This window comes from Streptococcus sp. GP0011, assembly GCF_030546305.1.
Lineage (GTDB): Bacteria > Bacillota > Bacilli > Lactobacillales > Streptococcaceae > Streptococcus.
Window position 1 is genome coordinate 283060 of record NZ_JAUONR010000001.1, and the last position, 22692, is coordinate 305751.

Here is a 22692-nt window from a genome sequence, read left to right on the forward strand (position 1 = left end):
AAGAGTAAGGAAGAGAAAATGAACGCATTATTGAATGGAATGAATGACCGTCAAGCCGAGGCGGTGCAAACGACAGAAGGGCCCTTGTTAATCATGGCGGGGGCTGGTTCTGGGAAGACTAGAGTTTTAACCCATCGTATCGCCTACTTGATTGATGAAAAAATGGTCAATCCTTGGAATATCTTGGCCATTACCTTTACCAATAAGGCTGCGCGTGAGATGAAGGAGCGTGCCTATGGGCTCAACCCAGCAACCCAAGACTGCCTGATTGCGACCTTTCACTCCATGTGTGTTCGTATCCTACGTCGCGATGCGGATCATATTAGCTACAATCGTAATTTCACTATTGTAGATCCAGGAGAACAGCGAACTCTTATGAAGCGCATTCTAAAGCAATTAAACTTGGATCCGAAAAAATGGAATGAACGGACCATTTTGGGAACCATTTCCAATGCTAAGAATGACTTGATTGATGATGTCGCATATGCTGCCCAGGCTGGTGATATGTATACGCAAATCGTAGCTCAGTGTTACACAGCCTATCAAAAAGAGCTTCGTCAGTCTGAGTCCGTTGACTTTGATGATTTGATTATGTTGACTTTGCGTCTCTTTGATCAGAATCCTGATGTCTTGACCTACTATCAGCAGAAGTTCCAGTACATTCATGTTGATGAGTACCAAGATACCAACCATGCCCAGTATCAATTGGTCAAACTCTTGGCTTCACGCTTTAAAAACATCTGCGTGGTCGGTGATGCAGACCAATCTATCTATGGTTGGCGTGGGGCTGATATGCAGAATATCTTGGATTTCGAGAAAGATTATCCTCAAGCCAAGGTAGTTTTGCTAGAGGAAAATTACCGTTCAACCAAAACCATTCTCCAAGCAGCCAATGACGTCATCAAAAACAATCAAAATCGCCGCCCCAAGAATCTCTGGACCCAGAATGCCGATGGGGAGCAAATCGTTTATTATCGCGCAAATGACGAACAGGATGAGGCTGTTTTTGTAGCCAAAACCATTGATGAACTTGGTCGTAGTCAAAACTTCCTCCACAAGGATTTTGCAGTTCTTTATCGGACTAATGCGCAATCCCGTACTATTGAGGAAGCACTGCTTAAGTCCAATATTCCTTATACTATGGTCGGAGGGACCAAGTTCTACAGCCGTAAGGAAATCCGTGATATTATCGCCTACCTTAATCTTATTGCTAATTTAAGTGACAATATCAGTTTTGAGCGCATTATTAACGAACCAAAACGTGGAATTGGCCCAGGAACCGTTGAGAAAATCCGTGATTTTGCGAATATGCAAGAGATGTCTATGCTGGATGCTTCAGCTAATATTATGTTGTCTGGCATCAAAGGAAAAGCAGCACAGTCAATTTGGGACTTTGCCAATATGATCTTGGATTTGCGAGAAAAACTGGATCAATTAACTATCACCGAGCTGGTGGAGGCTGTTCTAGAAAAAACAGGTTATGTCGATATTCTTAATGCTCAGGCAACCTTGGAAAGCAAGGCGCGGGTTGAAAATATCGAAGAGTTCCTATCTGTTACCAAGAACTTTGATGACAATCCTGATAGTCAAGAAGAAGAAACAGGTTTGGATAAACTCAGTCATTTCTTGAATGACTTAGCCTTGATTGCAGATACGGATACAGGCAGTCAGGAGACATCAGAAGTGACCTTGATGACCCTCCATGCAGCTAAGGGACTTGAGTTCCCAGTTGTCTTTATCATTGGGATGGAGGAAAATGTCTTTCCCCTTAGCCGTGCAGCAGAAGATCCGGATGAACTGGAAGAGGAACGTCGTTTGGCCTATGTAGGTATCACGCGCGCGGAGAAAATCCTCTATCTGACCAATGCTAACTCACGCTTGCTTTTTGGGCGTACCAACTACAATCGTCCAACTCGTTTTATCAATGAAATCAGTTCGGACTTGCTTGAGTATCAAGGCTTGGCTCGACCAGCGAATACTAGCTTTAAGGCTTCTTATAGCAGTGGTGGGATTGCTTTTGGTCAAGGTATGAGCTTAGCTCAGGCCCTTCAAGAACGGAAACGCAATGCTGCACCAAGCTCTATCCAGTCAAGTAGTCTCCCATTTGGACAGTTTACAGCCGGAAATAAAAAAGATTCAAGCGATACTAACTGGTCTATTGGAGATATTGCACTTCACAAGAAATGGGGAGAGGGTACTGTTCTGGAAGTCTCTGGTAGCGGTGATACTCAGGAATTGAAAATCAATTTCCCAGAAGTCGGTCTGAAAAAACTCCTAGCCAGCGTTGCCCCAATTGAGAAAAAAATCTAATTTTTCATCCTCCTCACGAATAATAAAGTGAGGAGGATTTTTATGTACAGTATTTCATTCCAAGAAGATTCACTCTTACCTAGAGAAAGACTAGTTAAAGAAGGAGTAGAGGCTCTAAGCAATCAAGAGTTGTTAGCTATTTTGCTCAGAACAGGAACGCGTCAGGCAAATGTTTTTGAAATTGCCCAGAAAGTCTTGAACAGTTTGACCAGTCTAACTGATTTGAAAAAAATGACCCTGCAGGAATTACAGAGTCTGTCTGGTATTGGACGCATTAAAGCTATTGAACTACAAGCAGTGATTGAACTGGGGAATCGCATTCACAAGCATGAAACTCTTGAGATGGAAAGTATTCTCAGCAGTCAAAAGCTAGCTAAAAAAATGCAACAGGAACTGGGCGACAAAAAACAAGAGCACCTAGTGGCGCTCTATCTCAATACTCAAAATCAAATCATTCATCAGCAGACCATTTTCATCGGCTCTGCGACACGTAGCATTGCTGAACCAAGGGAAATCCTTCACTATGCCCTCAAGCATATGGCTACCTCTGTGATTCTCGTTCACAATCATCCATCTGGTTCTGTATCTCCTAGTCGAAATGATGATCATGTCACTAAGCTAGTCAAGGAAGCTTGCGAACTGATGGGAATTGTTTTCTTGGACCATTTGATTGTATCGCACTCGGATTACTTTAGTTACCGTGAAAAGACAGATTTGATTTAAGATTACACATGATCTTACTCAATCACTTCTAAAACATAGGAATCTACTTCTGTCATATTGATAACAGGAAGAGGTTTTATCGTGGGCACAAGTAAATTTTCTTGAACGATAAAGTTGACAATCGCATTGAAATCTTCGATTTTATAATATCTTTTTTTATGAATGAGAATATCTCTGTAAAAGTAAAGACTTGAATGAAATTTACTTTTTAGTTTGGCATCTGCCTTTTTACAAAATCGTTTTGCCTTTTTAGACATTTCTTTCAGCTGTTTTTCTTTTTCTTTTTGAGATAGTTTATCGAAATTCTCTTTATTCTTAGAAAAAGATTGGTAACTTTCCGCTGTTAAAAGTCTATAGAGATTAGAAAGATGAAAGCAAACTGTTATTTCTTTTTCATTATTTGATAAGAAAAGATTAGCTTCCTTTTCCTTATAAGATATGAAAACATTAGCTTCTATATCTCTCAAAATCTCATGAGTAGAAGGTATTTTAATTTCATTCATGTTTTAATAACCTATTTATAAGTCCTAGAGTTCGTTAACAACATAGTCAAATAGCGTTTTATCTTTGGGGCGATTTTCAAATAAAAATTCAGGATGCCATTGAACACCAAGATAAGGGAAACCGTCCGTAGTGGTCACAGCCTCAATGATTCCATCTTTAGGATCATGTGCTACAACCTTAAGATTTGAAGCTAGATCTTTAATACTCTGGTGGTGGAAGGAGTTGATGTGAGAGATTTCTCCATAGATTTCTCGGAGAATGGTATCAGATTCCGTTACGAGGCGTTGGGTCGTGTATTCGGCTGAACAGTCCTGCCAATGATCTTCAATATCTTGGTGAAGTGTGCCTCCCATAGCAACATTGAAAAGTTGAGTACCCCGACAAACAGAAAAAATTGGTTTCTTTTGCTTTATCGCTTCTTTGATAAGTGCTAGTTCAAAAATATCTCTTTGAAGGTGGTAGTCATCACTATCAATAGCCTTTGGTTCACCATAGTATTTTGGGTCAACATTTTGCCCACCCGTTAGGATGAGCTTATCAATGATACTGATGTAATAGGCAGCCATTTCTTGATCACCAATCGGTAGGATGATTGGAATTCCGCCAGCGTCTTTGACTCCTTCAACAAAGCCCTTTGCTGCATAGCTCATCATGATGTCATCATCTGGATGAGCTTTTTCATTTCCTGTAATCCCAATAACTGGTTTTTTCATAAATGCTTTCGCTTTCTAATCCTCTTTACGCATAAAATAGAGGAGAGTTTGGAGTTCGCTTGTTAAATCGACATACTGAACGACCACATCTTTTGGGAGGTGAAGGTGGACAGGGGAAAAGCTGAGAATACCTTTTATACCTGCATCAACCAAAAGATTGGCAACTTCTTGTGATTGAACACTTGGAACTGTTAGGATAGCAGTTTTGACATCTGCTTCTTTGATTTTTTCTTTAATCTGTGAGATACCATAGATTGGAATCCCATCAGGTGTCTGACTTCCAACTTCTGGATGGTCATCTAGGTCAAAGCCCATGATAATTTTCATCTTGTTACGCTCATGAAAGCGGTAGTGGAGAAGGGCATGTCCCATATTTCCAATCCCAACCAGCATAACATTTGTAATGGAGTTATCATTTAGGAGATCAGCAAAAAAATTCATCAATTTTTTGACATCGTAACCAAAACCACGACGACCTAGTTCACCAAAGTAGGAAAAATCCCGACGAACGGTCGCAGAATCAATACCGATAGCCTCTGCAATTTGCTTGGAGTTGGCACGTTCGATTTTTTCTGCATGAAATCTCTTAAAAATTCGATAGTAAAGAGAGAGTCTTTTTGCTGTTGCTTTTGGAATAGCAGACTGTTTATCTTTCACAAAATCACAACCTTTCTATTCTTCTATTTTATAGAAACATTGTGAAAAAATCAACAAAAACAAGAAAAAACTAAGAAATTTCTTAGTTTTTATCTGAAAAATGAGCTTGCGATAGAAAACGGTAGAGATCGCCAACCAATCCTTGATAAATCACCTTATCATTCAGCGTTAAGGAGCTGATTAGGAGAGTATCAGGTAGGGTCACACAGCCAGATAGAGATAACATGAGCTCTTCGTAATCCTTATATTCAAGTGTACGTTCTATGTGATAGTTATCTTGATAAGTAAGTCGATACATAGTCAATTATCTTTCTTCTTTAGTGAAGATACCGCGTTCTACAAGGCTGTCCATGAGGAAGTAGAATTTTTCCTGATGAATGTGGTGGTCTTCTGATTTAAAGATATTGACCAAACGAAGGCCAGACTTGTCAGTGATGTTGAGTTTAGCACCTGTAAGGTCTTTATTGATGATGATTTTTAGCTTGAAGCCTTCACCACTGTTGGGTACTTTTTCAAGTAGCCGAGTCAGTTCGAAGTTTCCAACTTTTGTTTCAAAAAAAGTATTATCTTTCAGTGTGAACTTTTTGACAGTTGGGCTAAGTGTGTAGTCGTAGCGGCAGTTTTGTAGTTTAATGGTTTTTTCGAATGCCATTAGATTAATCTCCAATAATATTTTTTAAGGTTTGTGCGAGTTGTTTCAGTTCATCCTCAGTGTTAAGAGGAGAGAGACTGATACGGACAGATTCTTTCAAACGATGTGAATCAGACCCATAAAATGCTTCAAGCACATGACTGGTTTGCACAATACCAGCAGTACAAGCTGAACCGGTAGAAATTGAAATTCCTTCAAGATCTAACCGTAGCAAGAGCAAATCATTTTTTTGACCAGGAAAGCCAATGTTGACAACATAAGGTAGTTGGTGGTTGCTTTCATTGAGATAGTATTCGAGACCTGCAATTTCTTCTAAAAAAGCAGATTTGAGTGCGCTTAGTTTTTGGTAATGCTCAAGTTGGTAATTTAAATCTTCTTTGAGAGCAGCGACCATGCCTACAATGGCAGCGAGATTTTCTGTTCCAGCCCGTTTCTTTTGTTCTTGATCACCACCATGAAGATAGGAGTCAAAGTCCACAGTCGATGCGTAAATGAAGCCGACACCTTTTGGTCCATGGAATTTGTGGGCAGAAGCGCTGAGGAAATCAATTCCCAATTCCTCGGGATGGATAGGAAGTTTCCCGATAGCTTGAACAGCATCTACATGATAAGCCGCAGGATGGTCTTTTAAAATATGTCCAATCTCAGCGATAGGTAAGAGACTGCCCGTTTCATTGTTAGCATACATGGTGGAAACGAGAATGGTGTCGCCACGCAAGGCTTCTTGAATTTGCTGGGCAGTAATTTCTTGATTTACTGGTTGGATGATAGTCGCTTCAAAGCCAAAATGTTGCACCAGGTAATCGATGGTTTCAAGCACAGAATGGTGTTCAATAGCTGTCGTGATGATATGTTTTCCACGTTCTTGATGACGGAGACAATAGCCGATAATGGCTGTATTGTTACTTTCTGTACCGCCAGATGTGAAAAAGATATGTTGAGGTTTGGTTCCTAGTAAGTGGGCTAAGTCCTGACGAGCTTCTCGTAAGAGTTTACCAGCTTGTCGACCATGACTATGAATACTAGAAGGATTACCATGAGTTTCTTGCATGACCTTGGTCATTTCTGCAATAGCTACTGCTGACATAGGAGTCGTTGCAGCATTGTCCAAATAAATCAAAGAATCACCTTATTTCTTTTTGTTGTAAGCAAAGAGTGGGCTGACTGGTTTTCTTTCATGGATGCGGACGATAGCATCACCAATTAATTCGCTAGCAGTAATGTAACATACATTTTCTGGAGTTCTTTCTTTGGTCGCTACGGAGTCTGTCACAAGGATTTCCTTGATGTTTGTAGCGTCAAGAAGGTCTGCTGCCCCTTCAACAAATAAACCGTGACTAGATACTGCATAAATCTCAGTTGCGCCTTCACGTTCAACGATTTTGGCTGCTTCAGAGAAAGTACGACCAGTATTTAGGATATCGTCAATCAATATAGCCTTTTTGCCTTCAACATCCCCAATGATATAGCCTTCGTTACGATCAGAATCGTCTTGGGCGTAGTCAATGATAGCGATAGGAGCATCAAGGTATTCAGCCAAACTACGTGCACGTTTAACACCAGAGTTCTTTGGACTGACAACAACAACATCAGAGCCAAGAAGTCCTTTATCACAGTAGTGCTTAGCAAATAGAGGAACAGTATAAAGATTATCTACAGGAATATCAAAGAAACCTTGGACCTGAACAGCGTGGAGGTCCAGCGTTAGAACACGGCTAACACCAGCTTTGACAAGCATATTGGCAACCAGTTTCGCAGTGAGGGGTTCGCGAGAAGAAGCGATACGATCCTGACGCGCATAACCAAAGTAAGGAAGGACAACGTTGATACTATGAGCACTTGCGCGTACACAAGCGTCAACCATGATCAACAACTCCATCAAGTGGTTGCTAACAGGGTAGCTGGTTGACTGGATAATGTAGACATCGTAACCACGGACACTTTCTTCGATGTTGACCTGGATTTCGCCGTCAGAAAATTGTCGAGAGGATAATTTCCCAAGAGGTACACCAACTGTATCCGCAATCTTTTGAGCGATTTCATGGTTAGAGTTTAGGGTGAAAAGTTTCATGTTGTTTCTATCTGACATTGTAGACCGTCCTCTGTAAACTTTGTGAATCTTCTTTGAGAAAGTTTTGTTTTTCAAAGCCAGATTCTTTTATTTTTATCTTTTCTATTTTACCAAAAAAAGGAGATTATTTCAGCTTTTTTTCATGCTTTTAATAAAACGAATTAATTTTGATGGAGCTTTCTGATAAGTTATCTGATTTTCATCTAAAAATTTCTGAAAATCGGCTTTCCCTTTTTCATGGTCAGTGACTTCAAGCTCCAGTTCATAGTCCGTCTGGTCAAAGTATTGACTTTCATCTAAGGCCATTAAGCCAATTTCTGTTTTCGTTTCATAACGTAGAGTTGAAAGACAGCCTAGAACAAGCCAATCATGGCTTTCGATGCCAATCTTAGCGAGCTTCTCTAGAACGAGCCCTTGAGGTAGTTTTTGTTTTTCTAGGTATGATTCAGCTTCTGGAAGAGTTAGTTTCTGGTTGTATTCCATATTTCCTACAGTTTGAGGTACTTTCAAGGTCAATTCTGCCCAATCTGAAAAGGTGCGAATGCGCATGGCAACCTTCTTTTCACGCAATTGGAAATCCGGTGTGTCAATGTAGTAGTTTTTCTGAAGGACGGGTTGGATATGGGAAAACTGTTTTCTTAGATGATCATATTCCTCTTTTTTCAGAAGTGTTTTCAATTCTATTTCTAAATGTTTCATTTTTTCAACCTTTTCTATATCTTTGAAAGCGATTTATGGTATAATGGACAATGTATTTATTGTATACGAATGTACTGAAAAAATCAAAGATTTTCGACAGAGCAATCAAACATTACAAGGGAGAAAGTATGACCATAGAATGGGAAGAATTTTTAGATCCTTACATTCAGGCTGTTGGTGAATTGAAGATTAAACTTCGGGGGATTCGCAAACAGTATCGTAAGCAAAACAAGCATTCTCCGATTGAGTTTGTAACGGGTCGTGTCAAGCCGATTGAAAGTATCAAAGAAAAGATGGCTCGTCGAGGAATTACCTATGCAACTTTAGAAAATGACTTGCAAGACATTGCGGGTTTACGTGTCATGGTTCAGTTTGTAGATGACGTGGAAGAAGTTGTTGCAATTTTACGTAAACGCCAAGATATGAGGGTCGTTCAGGAACGAGATTATATTACTCATCGTAAGGCTTCAGGTTATCGTTCTTATCACGTGGTTGTCGAGTACACGGTTGATACGATCAACGGGGCTAAGACGATTTTGGCGGAAATTCAAATACGGACTTTAGCCATGAATTTCTGGGCTACGATTGAACACTCGCTCAATTATAAATATCAGGGCGATTTTCCAGAAGAAATCAGGAAAAGGCTGGAAATCACAGCGAAAATAGCCTATCAACTGGATGAAGAAATGGGTAAGATTCGTGATGATATCCAGGAAGCGCAGGCTCTCTTTGATCCATTGAGCAGAAAACTAAACGATGGTGTAGGAAATAGTGACGATACAGATGAAGAATACAGGTAAACGAGTTGACCTCATAGCAAATAGAAAGCCACAAAGTCAGAAGGTTTTGCATGAACTGAGGGAAAAACTAAAGAAACAACATTTTATACTGAACGATACCAATCCCGACATCGTCATTTCGATTGGTGGCGATGGGATGCTTTTATCTGCCTTTCACAAGTATGAGAATCAGTTAGACAAGGTTCGATTTGTAGGTGTTCATACAGGGCATTTGGGATTTTACACAGATTATCGTGATTTTGAGCTGGATCAGTTGGTGACCAATCTTTTACTAGATACTGGTGCCAAAGTTTCCTATCCAGTCTTGAATGTCAAGGTAACGCTTGAAAATGGAGAAGTGAAAATCTTCCGTGCTTTAAATGAAGCCAGTATCCGTCGATCAGATCGGACCATGGTTGCGGATATCATCATTAACCACGTTCCATTTGAGAGATTTCGTGGAGATGGAGTGACTGTTTCAACGCCGACGGGAAGTACCGCCTACAACAAGTCCTTGGGTGGAGCTGTCTTGCATCCTACCATTGAAGCCTTGCAGTTGACGGAAATAGCAAGTCTTAACAACCGAGTCTATCGCACTTTGGGGTCATCGATCATTATTCCCAAAAAAGATAAGATTGAACTTTTGCCGACACGCAATGATTATCACACGATATCAGTCGATAACAGCGTCTATTCCTTCCGTAATATCGAACGGATTGAGTATCAAATCGACCATCACAAGATTCACTTCGTAGCGACTCCAAGTCACACTAGTTTCTGGAATCGTGTCAAAGATGCCTTCATCGGCGAGGTGGATGAATGAGGTTCGAATTTATCGCAGATGAGCACGTCAAAGTCAAAACTTTCCTCAAGAAACATGAGGTTTCTAAGGGGCTTTTGGCTAAGATTAAGTTTCGAGGCGGGGCTATACTGGTCAATGGCCAACCACAAAATGCGACTTATCTCTTAGATATTGGAGATAGGGTAACTATTGATATCCCTGCAGAGGAAGGGTTTGAGAGCCTTGAAGCTATTGATCGACCACTCGATATCTTGTATGAGGATGACCATTTTCTGGTTTTGAATAAGCCTTATGGAGTAGCTTCCATCCCCAGTGTCAATCATTCCAATACCATTGCTAATTTTATCAAGGGCTATTATGTAAAGCAAAACTATGAAAACCAGCAAGTTCACATCGTGACTAGGCTTGATAGAGATACTTCTGGTTTGATGCTTTTTGCCAAGCACGGCTACGCTCATGCACGTTTAGACAAGCAGTTGCAACGAAAGTCTATCGAGAAACGCTACTTTGCTTTGGTTAAAGGAGCTGGTGTCTTGGAGCCTGAAGGGGAGATTATTGCGCCGATTGCGCGTGATGAAGATTCTATTATCACAAGACGGGTTGCCAAAGGTGGGAAATACGCTCATACGTCATACAAAGTTGTAGCTTCTTACGGAAATATTCACTTGGTCGATATTCAACTGCATACTGGACGAACTCATCAGATCCGAGTGCATTTTTCTCACATCGGTTTTCCTCTTTTAGGAGACGATCTCTATGGAGGAAGTTTAGACGACGGCATTCAGCGTCAGGCCTTGCATTGCCATTATTTATCTTTTTATCATCCCTTTCTAGAGCAAGATTTGCAGCTAGAAAGCCCCTTACCGGATGATTTCAGCAATCTTATTACTCAGTTATCAACTAATACTCTTTAAAAACTATTTGGAGTATAATTTATTTTCTTAAAGGAGAAAACTCATGGAAGTTTTTGAAAGTCTCAAAGCCAACCTGGTTGGCAAAAATGCTCGTATCGTTCTCCCTGAAGGAGAAGAGCCACGTATTCTTCAAGCAACAAAACGCTTGGTAAAAGAAACAGAAGTAATTCCTGTTTTGCTCGGAAACCCTGAAAAAATTAAAATTTATCTCGAAATCGAAGGGATCATGGATGGTTATGAAGTAATTGATCCCCAACACTATCCTCAATTCGAAGAAATGGTTGCTGCTTTAGTAGAGCGTCGTAAGGGTAAAATGACTGAAGAAGAAGCGCGCAAAGTTTTGGTTGAAGACGTCAACTACTTTGGTGTGATGCTAGTCTACTTGGGCTTGGTTGACGGTATGGTATCTGGTGCGATTCACTCGACTGCCTCAACAGTTCGCCCAGCCCTACAAATCATCAAAACTCGTCCAAATGTAACTCGTACGTCAGGTGCCTTCCTTATGGTACGTGGTACGGAACGTTACCTATTTGGAGACTGTGCCATTAACATCAATCCAGATGCAGAAGCCTTGGCTGAAATTGCTATCAACTCAGCAATCACAGCTAAGATGTTTGGTATTGAACCTAAAATTGCTATGCTAAGCTATTCTACTAAAGGTTCAGGATTTGGTGAAAGTGTTGATAAGGTAGTGGAAGCTACTAAAATTGCTCACGACTTGCGTCCCGACCTTGAGATTGATGGTGAGTTGCAATTTGATGCGGCCTTTGTTCCTGAAACTGCAGCTCTTAAAGCTCCAGGAAGTAATGTAGCTGGTCAAGCAAATGTCTTTGTCTTCCCAGGTATCGAAGCAGGAAATATTGGGTACAAGATGGCAGAACGTCTCGGTGGTTTTGCGGCTGTAGGACCTGTTTTGCAAGGTTTGAACAAACCAGTTAACGACCTTTCTCGTGGATGTAATGCAGATGATGTGTACAAGTTGACCCTTATCACAGCAGCTCAAGCAGTTCATCAATAAGATTTAGTCCTCTTTCCCATGGGAAGAGGCTTTTTAGTACTGAGAAAAGGACAGTTAGAAGCTTCTATGTTATACTAGATATATGTTAGATTTGAAAGAATACGGTATCGTCATGTGGCCGGAGGAGAAGATTATTTCTTTTCGTGAAAAACTCCTCAACTGGTATGATGAAAACAAGCGAGATTTGCCTTGGCGGAGAAGTAAAAATCCTTATCACATCTGGGTATCTGAAATCATGCTTCAGCAGACCAGAGTGGATACAGTTATTCCATACTACGAACGATTCTTGGACTGGTTTCCAACTGTTGAAAGTCTGGCGAATGCCCATGAAGAGCGTCTGCTGAAGGCTTGGGAGGGACTGGGTTATTATTCTCGAGTACGCAATATGCAGGCTGCAGCCCAGCAGATTATGGCTGACTTTAGTGGTCAATTTCCAAACACCTATGAAGGAATTTCTAGTTTGAAAGGAATTGGCCCTTACACAGCAGGAGCCATATCCAGTATTGCTTTTAATTTGCCTGAGCCAGCGGTTGATGGCAATGTCATGCGGGTTTTGGCACGCTTGTTTGAGGTTAATCATGATATCGGAGTTCCCAGCAATCGCAAAATTTTTCAGGCAATGATGGAAATCTTGATTGACCCGAAACGACCAGGTGACTTTAACCAAGCTCTGATGGATTTAGGGTCGGATATAGAGGCTCCAGTTAACCCTCGACCAGAAGAAAGCCCTGTTAAGGATTTTAGCGTGGCGTATCAGAACGGAACTATGGATGTATATCCGATTAAAGAACCCAAGAAAAAGCCTCTCCCAATTTATCTCAAGGCTTTGGTTGTACGCAATGACCAAGGACAATTTTTACTAGAGAAAAATGAAAGCGAGAAACTACTAGCTGGTTTTTGGCATTTCCCATTGATTGAAGTTGATGATTTCTCAAGTGATGACGATCAGCTAGATCTCTTTTCACAAGTCAAAGAGGAAAGCAGAGCATTTGGACCAAACCCTCAAGAAAACTTTGAGCAGGATTATGATTTAGAAGTGAATTGGTCCCAGCAAGTATTTGACCAAGTCAAGCATGTATTTAGTCATCGGAAATGGCATATTCAAATCCAAGCTGGTCAGGTGACAGAAACAAAACAGTTTTCTGACAGAGAAATTCGCTGGGTTTCTCCTCAGGAGTTTTCTGATTATCCACTTGCGAAACCTCAACAAAAAATTTGGCAGGCTTATAAAACAAGTCTTGAAGATAAAGGCTTACAGTAGCCATTTGTGCCTTCTTTGCATTTTTTTGTTATAATAGATAGAGAAAAGGTGATAAAATGAAAAAAATATTAATTGTAGATGATGAGAAACCAATCTCAGATATTATTAAGTTTAATATGGCCAAGGAAGGTTATGAAGTTGTTACAGCCTTCAATGGTCGTGAGGCAATCGAGTTATTTGAAGCAGAGCAACCAGATATTATTATTCTCGACTTGATGCTACCTGAAATTGATGGTTTAGAAGTTGCTAAAGCTATTCGTAAGACTAGTAGCGTGCCGATTATCATGCTATCAGCTAAGGATAGCGAGTTTGACAAGGTTATTGGTTTAGAGTTAGGTGCAGACGATTATGTTACAAAACCTTTCTCAAACCGTGAATTGCAGGCTCGTGTCAAGGCCCTGCTTCGTCGTACAGACCTAGTTTCTGTGGATAGCCAAGAGTCTGATGAGAAGAAGACGCAACCTTTACAAATTGGTGATTTGGAAATCGTTCCAGATGCTTACGTGGCGAAGAAATATGGTGAGGAATTAGATTTGACCCACCGTGAGTTTGAACTCTTGTATCACTTGGCGTCTCATATTGGTCAAGTGATTACGCGTGAACACTTGCTTGAGACTGTATGGGGTTATGACTATTTTGGTGATGTTCGTACAGTGGACGTGACCATTAGACGCTTACGTGAGAAAATCGAAGATACTCCAAGTCGTCCAGAGTACATTCTCACACGTCGTGGTGTTGGATACTATATGAGAAATAATGATTGAAGATATTAGACAAACTATTCTGACCAGTGATTTTATCTTTATTCTGATTTTACTTGGCTTTATCCTGGTGGTGACCTTGCTGTTACTGGAAAATCGTCGGGATAATATCCGTCTGAAGGGGATAAATCAAAAGGTTAAGGACTTGATTGCAGGTGATTATTCTCAAGTTTTGGACTTGCAAGGAAGTACAGAAATCACCAATATCACCAATAATCTGAACGATTTGTCAGAAGTTATTCGTTTGACCCAAGAAAATCTGGAACAAGAGAGTAAACGATTGAACAGTATTCTTTCTTACATGACAGATGGCGTTCTTGCGACCAATCGTCGTGGCCAGATTACCATGATTAATGACATGGCCAAGAAACAGCTCGGTGTGCAGAAAGAAGATGTTCTGAATAAAAGCATCCTCGAATTGCTTAAGATAGAAGATGAGTATGAGCTGCGTGACCTGATTACACAGATTCCTGAGTTGACGATTGACTCCCAGGATGTGAATGGTGAATATCTAAGCCTTCGTGTACGTTTTGCTCTGGTTCGCCGTGAGTCAGGTTTCATCTCTGGTTTGGTTGCCGTTTTACATGATACGACCGAACAGGAGAAGGAAGAGCGTGAGCGAAGACTCTTTGTTTCGAACGTGAGTCACGAGTTGCGAACTCCTTTGACCAGTGTTAAATCTTATCTTGAAGCCTTGGACGAGGGGGCCCTATATGATCCTGTTGCCCCTGATTTTATCAAGGTTTCACTCGATGAAACCAACCGTATGATGCGGATGGTGACAGATCTTTTGCATCTCTCTCGTATTGATAATGCGACCACTCGGTTGGATGTGGAATTGATTAATTTTACTGCATTCATCACTTTTATTCTCAACCGCTTTGATAAGATGAGAAGTCAGGATGACGAGAAAAAATATGAGCTTGTCAGAGATTACCCTATTAATTCAGTTTGGATCGAGATTGATACCGATAAGATGACTCAGGTGATTGATAATATTCTTAACAATGCCATCAAGTACTCACCAGATGGTGGCAAAATCACTGTCAGCATGAAAACTACTGATGACCAGATGATTTTATCTATTAAAGACCAAGGTCTAGGTATTCCAAAGCAAGATTTGCCAAAGATTTTTGACCGCTTCTACCGTGTGGATCGTGCAAGAAGCCGAGCTCAAGGTGGAACTGGTCTAGGTCTGGCTATAGCAAAAGAAATCATCAAACAACACAATGGCTTTATTTGGGCCAAAAGTGAATACGGTAAGGGATCAACCTTTACCATCGTGCTCCCTTATGATAAGGATGCCGTAAAAGAAGAAATATGGGAGGACGAAATAGAAGATTAGAATGAGTGAAATAGGCTTTAAATACAGTATTTTAGCATCAGGTTCCAGTGGAAATTCTTTTTATCTGGAAACGCCAAAAAAGAAAATCCTAGTGGATGCAGGCTTGTCTGGTAAGAAAATTACAAGTCTGCTAGCTGAAATCAATCGCAAACCTGAAGATCTGGATGCGATTTTGATTACGCATGAGCATTCAGACCATATCCATGGGGTCGGTGTCTTGGCTCGTAAATATGGCATGGATCTTTACGCCAATGAAAAGACCTGGCAGGCTATGGAAAATAGTAAGTATCTTGGCAAGGTTGATTCCTCGCAAAAGCATATCTTTGAAATGGGCAAAACCAAAACCTTTGGCGATATCGACATTGAGAGTTTTGGGGTTAGCCATGATGCGGCAGCACCACAGTTTTACCGCTTTATGAAGGATGACAAGAGTTTTGTCATGTTGACCGATACAGGTTATGTAAGTGACCGTATGGCTGGAATAGTCGAAAATGCTGACGGTTACCTCATCGAGTCCAACCACGATGTAGAGATTTTGCGAGCAGGATCTTACGCTTGGCGTCTCAAACAGCGAATTCTATCGGATCTCGGTCATCTTTCTAACGAAGACGGTGCTGAGGCCATGATTCGTACAATGGGAAATCGGACTAAGAAAATCTATCTTGGGCATTTATCCAAAGAGAACAATATCAAGGAGCTGGCTCATATGACTATGGTCAACCAGCTAGCCCAAGCGGATCTGGGAGTCGGAGTAGACTTTAAAGTTTATGATACCTCACCAGATACTGCAACACCATTGACAGATATATAAAAAAGAAGGCGAGTGCCTTCTTTTTATATGTCTTTTACAATCCAGCAAATTCCTTGATTTCTTGTGCGGACATGGAAGAGTCGCAACGGACATTGATTTGTCCATCTGCAATGTGAACGAAGCCTGGTACAGTTGGGATTCCATAGCGTGAACGGAATTCTTGTAACTCATTGAGTTGGCTTGGTTCTTCACTGTTGATGAAGTAGATGTGAGCTTTAGTTTCAGCTACGACAGCTGACAAGGTACCTGCGAATTTACGGCAGTAAGGGCAAGTTTTGCGACCGATAAAGAAGGTTGCAGTTTCTTTTTTATCAAGAGCTTCTTGTGCACGCGCAACTGTAGTGACTTCAAGGTCTTTAATGTTTTCTAAAAATTGTTCCATGAGATTACCTCGCTTTCATTGATAAGTCTAGTATGCCATAAAGTTTCTAAAAATGCTTAGATTTGATACGAAAAAAAGATGAGATTGGTTGGTCTCATCTTTTATAATTTTTTATTTTACAAACGCATTGATTTCTGCTTCAATGTTGGCAATCTTAGCTTGTGAATCTTCATTGCTTTCACCCACAACGGCAATGTAGAATTTGATTTTTGGTTCAGTACCAGAAGGGCGAACAGCAATCCATGAACCGTCAGCAAGTGTATATTTCAAAACATCACTTGGAGGAGTTGTCAAGTTTGTAACAGTACCGTCAGCAGCAGTAGCAGTTTGAGCCTTGAAGTCTTCTACGACAGTGATAGCTGTTGCGTTCCATTCTTTTGGAGCATTGTTACGGAACTTAGCCATAATGGCTTTGATTTGTTCTGCACCATCAACACCAGAAAGGGTAACAGAGATAGTCTTTTCAGCGTAGTAGCCGTATTCTTTGTAGATTTCTTCGATACCGTCAGCAAGTGTCAAACCACGTGAACGGTAGTAGGCAGCAAGCTCAGCAACGACAAGAACGGCTTGGATGGCGTCTTTATCACGTACGAATGGTTTGATCAAGTAACCGAAGCTTTCTTCAAATCCCATCATGTAAGTGTGATTGTGTTTTTCTTCGAATTCTTGGATTTTTTCAGCGATAAATTTGAATCCTGTCAAAACGTTGAACATAGTTGCGCCGTAGCTTTCAGCAATCTTCGTTACCAAGTCAGTTGATACGATAGATTTACATAGGGCTGCATTTTCAGGAAGAGTTCCAGCATTTTTGTGGGCTTCCAAGATGTATTTAGCCATGATAGCGCCGATTTGGTTACCTGAAAGGTTGAGGTAGCTTCCATCTTTTTGAAGAACTTCAACACCAACACGGTCAGCGTCAGGGTCAGTTGCAACAAGCACATCTGCACCAACTTGACGACCAAGTTCTTCAGCAAGTGCGAAGGCTGCTTGGCTTTCTGGGTTTGGAGATTTTACAGTTGAGAAGTCAGGATCAGCAGTTGCTTGTGCTTCAACAACTTGAACAGAGTCAAATCCTGCTTGAGCAAGAGCACGACGAGCCAACATTTCACCCGTACCATGAAGTGGTGTGTAGACAATCTTCATGTCTTTACCGAATTCTTCAATCAAGGTTGGATTGATGTTTACGTCTTTAACTTCTTTAAGGTATTCTACATCAACAGCTTCGCCGATAACTTCAATCAAGCCAGAAGCTTTTTCAGCTTCGACATCAGCAACTTCCACAGCGAATGGATGTTCGATTGCACGAATGTAAGTTGTCAAAGCATCTGCATCATGTGGAGGCATTTGTCCACCGTCTTCTCCATAAACCTTGTAACCGTTAAATGGAGCAGGGTTGTGACTGGCAGTAATCATGATACCTGCGAAACAGTTGAGGTGACGAACTGCAAATGAGAGTTCTGGAGTCGGACGAAGGCTTTCAAAAACATAAGATTTGATACCGTGTTTAGCGAGAACTGCCGCAGATTCAAAGGCAAACTCAGGTGAGAAGTGACGGCTATCGTAGGCAATTGCTACACCACGTTCTTTTTCGTTTCCACCTTTTGACTCAATCAAACGAGCCAAACCTTCGGTAGCTTGACGAACAACGTAGATGTTGATGCGGTTTGTACCAGCACCGATCAAACCACGCATACCAGCAGTACCAAATTCAAGATTGGTATAAAAGGCATCTTCCTTTGTTTTTTCGTCCATATTTTCCAAATCTTGACGAAGGTAGTCTGGAAGGTCAGCAAAATCGACCCATTTTTGATAATTTTCTTGGTAAGTCATAGAGTGTCTCCTTTGTTTATTTGCTTTAATCGCTTTCATTATATCACGATTTGACATTTTAGTAAAACGTTAGCATAACTTAAAATGTAGGAAATTAACTTTTGCACTTTAGCGGGAAAATGGTGGGGACTGTGCTTACTTATACTAAGTTAGGGATGAAAATTAATTATTAGATACTTTATAACATGAAAGTTTATAATTCATTTTGTAGGTTTGTTGAAGAAAAAAATCAAAAATATTGTTATATTCTATTCTTTTTATAAAGAATCCTTTAATGTATCAAATGAACAGATAGAAAAATTTAAGTTAAAACTCTATAAATTTAAGATATTTTGAAAAATTCTGGTTTCTGTTTTGAATTTTATTCTACGTATGGTAAAATATAGTAAATCATTAAAGGAGAATCCATTATGAAAAAAATTCTTAAGCATTCTGCTTTGCTTTTATCAGCTTTAGCACTGGTTGCCTGTGGAGCTTCCAAAAAAGCAAGCGACAATGGTACTGCCTCGAACTCAAACTTTGAAGTTTCAGTAAAAGACGGTATGTTTGTATTGCCTAAAGATGAAGATTCATCTTCAAGCTACCTTGCACTTCAAGTCGAAATCAAGAACAATCGTGATAAACAGTTTAGTTTTACTAGCCAAGATATTACGCTTTATAATGAAAAAGATGAAAAATTACAACCAATTCAAATTTACGAAAGCGACAGTAAAACTAAATTTATGTCATATGGAGACAGTCTTTCTAAAGGAAAGAGTGTTGCTGGTTATGTAGTGTATGAAGTCGATAAGAATGCTAAGTATGAACTCCACTTTGCACCTAGCTTTTACGATGACATCAAAGAAAATTCTAAAAAGAATAACGATGTAGCGATTAAGGTGGACCCAAGTCAGTATGAAGACAATATTGATGAAGCAAAAGATGTAATGAAAAAATATGTCGATGCTGTTTACCTTAATGGGGAAAGTTCTGGTGGCGGAACGAACTTGAGTGCTACTGATAACAAATCGCAAGTTGTTGCGCTTGCTGATGATAAAAAATCTTCTGATAATAGTGCTGAATTCACAAACGATGCGAAAGCTGATAAAGAAGAGTTTATCAAGAAATTTACAGAATCATTCGGAAAAGGCTTCTATAACTACAAACCGTCTGATTCAGAACTTAGAACATTCGCAGATGCCTACATCAAAGCAAACGCTAAGAGAGCAAAAGTTGATTACAAGGTGAAGACATATTTGCCAGACTATGCTGTTGTTTATGTTAGACCAGAAACAATTGACTTGGATAACTTGAATGTCTATGAATTGAGCCGTAAGTTCTACGAAGAAAACAAAGGTAAATATAGCAACTACTCAGAAGCTATGAAAGCTGGCGAAAAATACATTTTAGAAAATGCTCCAAGTCAATTTGATTCAACTCCTCTAGACACTAGTGATAACATGAAAAAAGAGGGTTATGAAATTAAAATGACGAAAAAAGATGGAAAATGGACCATTGATACCTCGTCTAAGAACTATGAATTGAAAGATATGGCTCGCACATTCCGTGGAGGCATTGGATACTAAGATGAAAGGTTCGAGTGTTTGACTCGAACTTTTTTCGTTGCAATTGTGCAAAAGAGAAAAAGATAGTAAAATAGGGATATGATTATTTTACAAGCCAATAAAATTGAACGTTCTTTTGCAGGCGAGCTTTTGTTTGATAATATCAACCTGCAGGTAGATGAACGAGACCGAATTGCTCTTGTTGGGAAAAATGGTGCTGGTAAGTCCACACTTTTGAAGATTTTGGTTGGAGAAGAGGAGCCAACTAGTGGAGAAATCAATAAGAAAAAAGATGTTTCTCTGTCTTACCTAGCCCAAGATAGTCGTTTTGAGTCTGAAAATACCATTTATAATGAAATGCTTCACGTCTTTGATGACTTGCGTCGGGCAGAGACACAACTGCGTCAAATGGAATTAGAGATGGGTGAAAAGTATGGCGAGGATTTGGATAAACTGATGGCGGATTATGATCGTTTATTAGAGAATTTCCGACAGGCTGGTGGCTTTACCTACGAAGCTGATATCCGCGCTATCTTAAATGGTTTCAAGTTTGATGAATCTATGTGGCAGACGAAAATTGCTGAGCTTTCAGGTGGTCAAAATACTCGTCTGGCACTGGCTAAAATGCTCCTTGAAAAGCCCAAACTCTTGGTCTTGGACGAGCCTACCAACCACTTGGATATTGAAACCATTGCCTGGTTGGAAAATTACCTAGTAAATTATAGTGGTGCACTCATTATTGTCAGTCACGACCGTTACTTTTTGGATAAGGTTGCGACGGTTACACTCGATTTGACTAAGCATTCCTTAGATCGTTATGTAGGTAATTACTCTCGTTTTGTTGAGTTAAAGGAGCAAAAGCTAGCTACTGAGGCAAAAAACTATGAAAAGCAACAGAAGGAAATCGCGGCTCTAGAAGACTTTGTCAATCGCAATCTAGTCCGAGCTTCAACAACCAAACGTGCTCAATCTCGTCGGAAACAATTGGAAAAAATGGAGCGTTTGGACAAACCTGAAACTAGTAAGAAATCAGCCAATATGACCTTCCAGTCTGAAAAAACATCAGGTAATATCGTTTTAACCGTTGAAAATGCGGCCATTGGCTATGATGGGGAAATACTCTCAGAGCCAATCAATCTCGACCTCCGTAAGATGAATGCTGTTGCCATCGTAGGACCAAATGGTATTGGTAAGTCAACCTTTATCAAGTCTATCGTTGATCAGATTCCTTTTATCAAGGGAGAAAAACGCTTTGGCGCTAATGTTGAGGTTGGCTACTATGACCAGACTCAAAGCAAGTTGACACCAAGTAATACTGTTCTGGATGAACTTTGGAATGATTTTAAACTGACACCAGAAGTTGAAATCCGCAACCGCCTAGGTGCCTTCCTTTTCTCAGGAGATGATGTTAAAAAATCAGTTGGCATGCTGTCAGGTGGCGAGAAAGCTCGTTTACTGCTTGCCAAACTTTCAATGGAAAACAACAATTTCTTGATTTTGGACGAGCCGACCAACCACTTGGATATTGATAGCAAGGAAGTCTTGGAAAATGCCTTGATTGACTTTGATGGGACCTTGCTCTTTGTCAGTCACGACCGTTACTTTATCAATCGTGTAGCCACTCATGTACTGGAATTGTCTGAGAGTGGTTCAACCCTCTACCTTGGAGATTATGACTACTATGTTGAGAAAAAGGCTGAAATAGAAGTCAGCCAGACAGAGGAAGCTTCAATGAGTAATCAAGCAAAAGAAGCAAGTCCAGCTAATGACTATCAGGCCCAGAAAGAAAGTCAGAAAGAAGCCCGTAAGCTCATGCGCCAAATAGAGAGTTTAGAGGCTGAAATCGAAGAGTTAGAAACTCAAAGCCAAGCCATTTCTGAAAAAATGCTGGAAACCAACGATGCTGAAAAACTCATGGAATTTCAGACTGAACTGGACAAAATTAGCCATCGTCAGGAAGAAGCCATGCTTGAGTGGGAAGAATTATCAGAGCAGGTGTAAAGATGAAACATCTAGGAAAGATATTTCGTGAATTTCGAACAAGTGGGAAGTACTCCTTGAAAGAGGCGGCAGGTGAATCATGTTCAACCTCTCAGTTATCTCGCTTCGAGCTTGGGGAGTCTGATCTAGCAGTTTCTCGGTTCTTTGAGATTTTGGACAATATTCATGTGACTATTGAGAATTTCATGGACAAGGCTAGGGATTTTCAAAATCATGAACATGTTGCCTTAATGGCACAGATTATTCCGCTTTACTACTCAAATGATATTGCAGGTTTTCAAAAGCTTCAAAGAGAACAACTTGAAAAGGCTAAGAGTTCGACCAATCCCCTCTATTTTGAGCTGAATTGGATTCTGCTACAAGGTCTGATTTGTCAAAGAGATTCTCGTTACGCGATGAGGCAGAGTGATTTGGAAAAGGTAGCAGATTATCTTTTTCAAACAGAAGAATGGACCATGTATGAGTTGATTCTTTTCGGGAATCTCTATACTTTCTACAATGTGGACTATGTAGCTCGGATTGGCAGAGAAGTGATGGAGCGAGAAGACTACTACAAAGAAATTGGTCGGCATCGAAAACTTGTTTTGATTTTAGCTCTTAACTGTTACCAGCATTGTTTGGAAAATCGATCCTTTGCGGATGCGGACTATTTTGAGGGATATGTGGAGAAGTTAATTGGAAATGGTATCAAGCTTTATGAGCGCAATATCTTCCATTATCTCAAGGGTTTCGCCCTCTACCAGAGAGACTTGAAAGCAGAAGGTTGTAGTCAGATGCAGGAAGCCATGCATATTTTTGCTGTGCTTGGACTTCCAGAGCAAGTGGCTTACTATCAGGAACATTATGAAAAATTTGTAAATCCTTAAATTTCCCAAATAAGGGAAAAATAAAGAGACTCCTTTCAGTTTTGATACA

23 protein-coding genes are annotated in these 22692 nt (G+C 40.3%); 13 read left to right on the forward strand and 10 right to left on the reverse strand.

Going from position 1 to position 22692, the window contains the following annotated elements; genetic code table 11:
• Positions 1-18 precede the first annotated feature (18 nt).
• Together pcrA and radC are read left to right on the forward strand one after the other, a co-directional pair.
• Positions 19-2310, forward strand: coding sequence for a DNA helicase PcrA (gene pcrA, locus Q4443_RS01430; RefSeq protein ID WP_084857514.1), 2292 nt, complete (start codon positions 19-21; stop codon positions 2308-2310).
• A gap of 42 nt (positions 2311-2352) precedes the next feature.
• Positions 2353-3033: a DNA repair protein RadC gene (gene radC, locus Q4443_RS01435; protein ID WP_049518768.1), complete on the forward strand. Its 681-nt coding sequence runs from the start codon at positions 2353-2355 to the stop codon at positions 3031-3033.
• A gap of 14 nt (positions 3034-3047) precedes the next feature.
• On the opposite strand, the gene Q4443_RS01440 is transcribed toward radC, so the two are convergent.
• The 8 genes from Q4443_RS01440 to Q4443_RS01475 all read right to left on the reverse strand — a co-directional run bounded on the left by Q4443_RS01440 (position 3048) and on the right by Q4443_RS01475 (position 8329).
• A complete protein-coding gene (locus Q4443_RS01440) occupies positions 3048-3536 on the reverse strand; it encodes a hypothetical protein (RefSeq protein ID WP_049518767.1) in 489 nt (162 codons plus the stop codon).
• Between the two features lie 24 nt (positions 3537-3560).
• Positions 3561-4250: a gamma-glutamyl-gamma-aminobutyrate hydrolase family protein gene (locus tag Q4443_RS01445; protein ID WP_049518766.1), complete on the reverse strand. Its 690-nt coding sequence runs from the start codon at positions 4248-4250 to the stop codon at positions 3561-3563.
• 15 nt (positions 4251-4265) lie between these two features.
• On the reverse strand, positions 4266-4907 hold the full coding sequence (locus Q4443_RS01450; RefSeq protein ID WP_000653412.1) for a redox-sensing transcriptional repressor Rex: 642 nt from the start codon (positions 4905-4907) through the stop codon (positions 4266-4268).
• Positions 4908-4989: 82 nt separating this feature from the next.
• The gene (locus tag Q4443_RS01455; RefSeq protein WP_049518765.1) at positions 4990-5205 is read right to left on the reverse strand and encodes a DUF4649 family protein; all 216 of its coding nucleotides are present in this window, start codon (positions 5203-5205) and stop codon (positions 4990-4992) included.
• A 6-nt stretch (positions 5206-5211) separates the two neighbouring features.
• Positions 5212-5559 (reverse strand): DUF1831 domain-containing protein, encoded by a 348-nt coding sequence (locus Q4443_RS01460; protein ID WP_000863522.1) that lies wholly within the window; start codon positions 5557-5559, stop codon positions 5212-5214.
• Positions 5560-5563: 4 nt separating this feature from the next.
• Complete coding sequence (locus Q4443_RS01465; protein WP_049518764.1) at positions 5564-6679, reverse strand: cysteine desulfurase family protein; 1116 nt, start codon at positions 6677-6679, stop codon at positions 5564-5566.
• Between the two features lie 9 nt (positions 6680-6688).
• Entirely contained in the window at positions 6689-7648 is a 960-nt protein-coding gene (locus Q4443_RS01470; protein WP_001283843.1) for a ribose-phosphate diphosphokinase, read from the reverse strand.
• A 111-nt stretch (positions 7649-7759) separates the two neighbouring features.
• The gene (locus tag Q4443_RS01475; protein WP_049518763.1) at positions 7760-8329 is read right to left on the reverse strand and encodes a CYTH domain-containing protein; all 570 of its coding nucleotides are present in this window, start codon (positions 8327-8329) and stop codon (positions 7760-7762) included.
• Positions 8330-8457: 128 nt separating this feature from the next.
• Between Q4443_RS01475 and Q4443_RS01480 the strand changes: the two genes are divergently transcribed.
• The 8 genes from Q4443_RS01480 (at position 8458) to Q4443_RS01515 (ending at position 16020) form a co-directional block, all read left to right on the forward strand.
• Positions 8458-9129, forward strand: coding sequence for a GTP pyrophosphokinase family protein (locus tag Q4443_RS01480; protein WP_049518762.1), 672 nt, complete (start codon positions 8458-8460; stop codon positions 9127-9129).
• Positions 9113-9931 (forward strand): NAD kinase, encoded by an 819-nt coding sequence (locus tag Q4443_RS01485; RefSeq protein ID WP_000799063.1) that lies wholly within the window; start codon positions 9113-9115, stop codon positions 9929-9931. The genes Q4443_RS01480 and Q4443_RS01485 overlap by 17 nt, the downstream gene beginning before the upstream one ends.
• Positions 9928-10824: an RluA family pseudouridine synthase gene (locus Q4443_RS01490; RefSeq protein ID WP_049518761.1), complete on the forward strand. Its 897-nt coding sequence runs from the start codon at positions 9928-9930 to the stop codon at positions 10822-10824. The genes Q4443_RS01485 and Q4443_RS01490 overlap by 4 nt, the downstream gene beginning before the upstream one ends.
• Positions 10825-10867: 43 nt before the next feature.
• On the forward strand, positions 10868-11842 hold the full coding sequence (pta, locus tag Q4443_RS01495) for a phosphate acetyltransferase (RefSeq protein ID WP_049518760.1): 975 nt from the start codon (positions 10868-10870) through the stop codon (positions 11840-11842).
• 82 nt (positions 11843-11924) lie between these two features.
• Positions 11925-13103 (forward strand): A/G-specific adenine glycosylase, encoded by a 1179-nt coding sequence (gene mutY / locus Q4443_RS01500; protein WP_303407851.1) that lies wholly within the window; start codon positions 11925-11927, stop codon positions 13101-13103.
• A 56-nt stretch (positions 13104-13159) separates the two neighbouring features.
• Positions 13160-13867, forward strand: a complete 708-nt coding sequence (gene yycF / locus Q4443_RS01505) for a response regulator YycF (RefSeq protein ID WP_000722058.1) — start codon at positions 13160-13162, stop codon at positions 13865-13867.
• Positions 13860-15209: a cell wall metabolism sensor histidine kinase VicK gene (gene vicK / locus Q4443_RS01510; protein ID WP_049518758.1), complete on the forward strand. Its 1350-nt coding sequence runs from the start codon at positions 13860-13862 to the stop codon at positions 15207-15209. Before yycF ends, vicK begins: the two co-directional genes overlap by 8 nt.
• Position 15210: 1 nt before the next feature.
• Entirely contained in the window at positions 15211-16020 is an 810-nt protein-coding gene (locus Q4443_RS01515) for an MBL fold metallo-hydrolase (protein ID WP_049518757.1), read from the forward strand.
• A gap of 34 nt (positions 16021-16054) precedes the next feature.
• Here the strand turns inward: Q4443_RS01515 and Q4443_RS01520 are convergent, their stop codons facing one another.
• Both Q4443_RS01520 and Q4443_RS01525 read right to left on the reverse strand, forming a co-directional pair.
• Positions 16055-16402 (reverse strand): thiol reductase thioredoxin, encoded by a 348-nt coding sequence (locus tag Q4443_RS01520; RefSeq protein WP_049518755.1) that lies wholly within the window; start codon positions 16400-16402, stop codon positions 16055-16057.
• Positions 16403-16513: 111 nt separating this feature from the next.
• Positions 16514-18232, reverse strand: a complete 1719-nt coding sequence (locus Q4443_RS01525) for a phospho-sugar mutase (RefSeq protein ID WP_049518753.1) — start codon at positions 18230-18232, stop codon at positions 16514-16516.
• A gap of 410 nt (positions 18233-18642) precedes the next feature.
• Between Q4443_RS01525 and Q4443_RS01530 the strand changes: the two genes are divergently transcribed.
• From Q4443_RS01530 to Q4443_RS01540, 3 genes are all read left to right on the forward strand, one after another.
• Positions 18643-19797: a DUF4352 domain-containing protein gene (locus Q4443_RS01530; protein WP_049518752.1), complete on the forward strand. Its 1155-nt coding sequence runs from the start codon at positions 18643-18645 to the stop codon at positions 19795-19797.
• 78 nt (positions 19798-19875) lie between these two features.
• On the forward strand, positions 19876-21777 hold the full coding sequence (locus Q4443_RS01535) for an ABC-F family ATP-binding cassette domain-containing protein (RefSeq protein ID WP_049518750.1): 1902 nt from the start codon (positions 19876-19878) through the stop codon (positions 21775-21777).
• Positions 21778-21779: 2 nt separating this feature from the next.
• A complete protein-coding gene (locus Q4443_RS01540; protein ID WP_049518748.1) occupies positions 21780-22643 on the forward strand; it encodes an XRE/MutR family transcriptional regulator in 864 nt (287 codons plus the stop codon).
• Positions 22644-22692: the final 49 nt, after the last annotated feature.

What these genes read in the sequence shown, in the direction of transcription:
- pcrA (WP_084857514.1), top strand. Translation starts at nt 19, where the DNA reads ATGAACGCATTATTGAATGGAATGAATGACCGTCAAGCCGAGGCGGTG.
- radC (WP_049518768.1), top strand. Translation starts at nt 2,353, where the DNA reads ATGTACAGTATTTCATTCCAAGAAGATTCACTCTTACCTAGAGAAAGA.
- Q4443_RS01440 (WP_049518767.1), bottom strand. Translation starts at nt 3,536, where the DNA reads ATGAATGAAATTAAAATACCTTCTACTCATGAGATTTTGAGAGATATA.
- Q4443_RS01445 (WP_049518766.1), bottom strand. Translation starts at nt 4,250, where the DNA reads ATGAAAAAACCAGTTATTGGGATTACAGGAAATGAAAAAGCTCATCCA.
- Q4443_RS01455 (WP_049518765.1), bottom strand. Translation starts at nt 5,205, where the DNA reads ATGTATCGACTTACTTATCAAGATAACTATCACATAGAACGTACACTT.
- Q4443_RS01460 (WP_000863522.1), bottom strand. Translation starts at nt 5,559, where the DNA reads ATGGCATTCGAAAAAACCATTAAACTACAAAACTGCCGCTACGACTAC.
- Q4443_RS01470 (WP_001283843.1), bottom strand. Translation starts at nt 7,648, where the DNA reads ATGTCAGATAGAAACAACATGAAACTTTTCACCCTAAACTCTAACCAT.
- Q4443_RS01475 (WP_049518763.1), bottom strand. Translation starts at nt 8,329, where the DNA reads ATGAAACATTTAGAAATAGAATTGAAAACACTTCTGAAAAAAGAGGAA.
- Q4443_RS01480 (WP_049518762.1), top strand. Translation starts at nt 8,458, where the DNA reads ATGACCATAGAATGGGAAGAATTTTTAGATCCTTACATTCAGGCTGTT.
- Q4443_RS01485 (WP_000799063.1), top strand. Translation starts at nt 9,113, where the DNA reads ATGAAGAATACAGGTAAACGAGTTGACCTCATAGCAAATAGAAAGCCA.
- Q4443_RS01490 (WP_049518761.1), top strand. Translation starts at nt 9,928, where the DNA reads ATGAGGTTCGAATTTATCGCAGATGAGCACGTCAAAGTCAAAACTTTC.
- pta (WP_049518760.1), top strand. Translation starts at nt 10,868, where the DNA reads ATGGAAGTTTTTGAAAGTCTCAAAGCCAACCTGGTTGGCAAAAATGCT.
- mutY (WP_303407851.1), top strand. Translation starts at nt 11,925, where the DNA reads ATGTTAGATTTGAAAGAATACGGTATCGTCATGTGGCCGGAGGAGAAG.
- yycF (WP_000722058.1), top strand. Translation starts at nt 13,160, where the DNA reads ATGAAAAAAATATTAATTGTAGATGATGAGAAACCAATCTCAGATATT.
- vicK (WP_049518758.1), top strand. Translation starts at nt 13,860, where the DNA reads ATGATTGAAGATATTAGACAAACTATTCTGACCAGTGATTTTATCTTT.
- Q4443_RS01515 (WP_049518757.1), top strand. Translation starts at nt 15,211, where the DNA reads ATGAGTGAAATAGGCTTTAAATACAGTATTTTAGCATCAGGTTCCAGT.
- Q4443_RS01520 (WP_049518755.1), bottom strand. Translation starts at nt 16,402, where the DNA reads ATGGAACAATTTTTAGAAAACATTAAAGACCTTGAAGTCACTACAGTT.
- Q4443_RS01525 (WP_049518753.1), bottom strand. Translation starts at nt 18,232, where the DNA reads ATGACTTACCAAGAAAATTATCAAAAATGGGTCGATTTTGCTGACCTT.
- Q4443_RS01530 (WP_049518752.1), top strand. Translation starts at nt 18,643, where the DNA reads ATGAAAAAAATTCTTAAGCATTCTGCTTTGCTTTTATCAGCTTTAGCA.
- Q4443_RS01535 (WP_049518750.1), top strand. Translation starts at nt 19,876, where the DNA reads ATGATTATTTTACAAGCCAATAAAATTGAACGTTCTTTTGCAGGCGAG.
- Q4443_RS01540 (WP_049518748.1), top strand. Translation starts at nt 21,780, where the DNA reads ATGAAACATCTAGGAAAGATATTTCGTGAATTTCGAACAAGTGGGAAG.